2 protein-coding genes are annotated in these 1,006 nt (G+C 60.4%); one reads left to right on the forward strand and one right to left on the reverse strand.

The genetic code is table 11. The features are described from left to right. Positions 1-489: Dyp-type peroxidase (locus tag AB0H42_RS35990; RefSeq protein WP_357064408.1), on the forward strand; the 489-nt coding region annotated here is incomplete at its 5' end. Positions 490-515: 26 nt separating this feature from the next. Here the strand turns inward: AB0H42_RS35990 and arsC are convergent. Further along, positions 516-947 carry a glutaredoxin-dependent arsenate reductase gene (gene arsC / locus AB0H42_RS35995; RefSeq protein WP_025303339.1) on the reverse strand — a complete coding sequence of 144 codons (432 nt, stop codon included), beginning with the start codon at positions 945-947 and terminating at the stop codon, positions 516-518. Between the last annotated feature and the right edge of the window lie 59 nt (positions 948-1,006).

Raw genomic sequence — 1,006 nt, forward strand, 5'->3', positions numbered from 1 at the left:
CACGAAGCCTTCGACTACACGGTGATCGGCGACGAAGACGCGGCGTTCAGCGGCGGCAGCTATGTGCTGGTGCAAAAATACCTGCACGACATGCAGGGCTGGAACTCGCTCAGCGTGGAAACGCAGGAGAAGATCATCGGCCGCCATAAGCAGTCCAACATCGAGCTGGATGAAGCGGTCAAACCGTCGTCGTCGCACAGTTCGCTGACCACCATCACCGACGAGCAAGGCAACGAGGTGAAAATTCTGCGTGACAACATGCCGTTCGGCCGCCCCGGCCTGCGCGAATTCGGCACCTACTTTATCGGCTATGCACGCTCCCCGCAGCCGATCGAGCAGATGCTGGAAAACATGTTCATCGGCCGCCCGGCCGGCAACTACGATCGGCTGCTCGATTTCAGCCACGCGGTGACCGGCACCCTGTTCTTCGTGCCTTCCGCCCCGCTGCTGGAAGCGCTGGCCGACCGCAGCGGCGCCGAACTGCACTGATTGAATGAAATGCGGGGCCACAGCGATTAGCCGTTGGTTATCCTGTGGCCCTGCGCATCAATCACCGGCTCTCCGTCCTCTTTGCTGAAAGCGCCACGCTGCGGATCCGGCAGAATCTCCAACACCGCCTCCGACGGACGGCACAAACGCGTACCAAGCGGAGTCACCACAATGGGGCGATTGATCAGGATCGGCTGTTGCAGCATGAAGTCGATCAGTTGATCATCGTTCCAACGAGTCTCGTCCAGTTTCAACTCGGCGTAAGGCGCGACGTTTTTACGCAGCAACGCGCGCGGCGTCATGCCCATCTCGGCCAGCAACGCAATCAACCGTTCGCGGCTGGGCGGCGTTTCCAGATACAAAATCACCTCAGGCTCAGCGCCGCTGTTGCGGATCAGCGCCAACGTGTTGCGCGACGTGCCGCAGGCCGGGTTATGGTAAATCTTGATACTGCTCATGACGGTTTCTCCGGTTAGGACAAAACGGACAGCCGCAGCGCCAGCGCGGCCAGGGTGAC

Origin of the sequence: Nocardia sp. NPDC050799 (genome assembly GCF_040654015.1) — a bacterium.
GTDB lineage: Bacteria > Actinomycetota > Actinomycetes > Mycobacteriales > Mycobacteriaceae > Nocardia.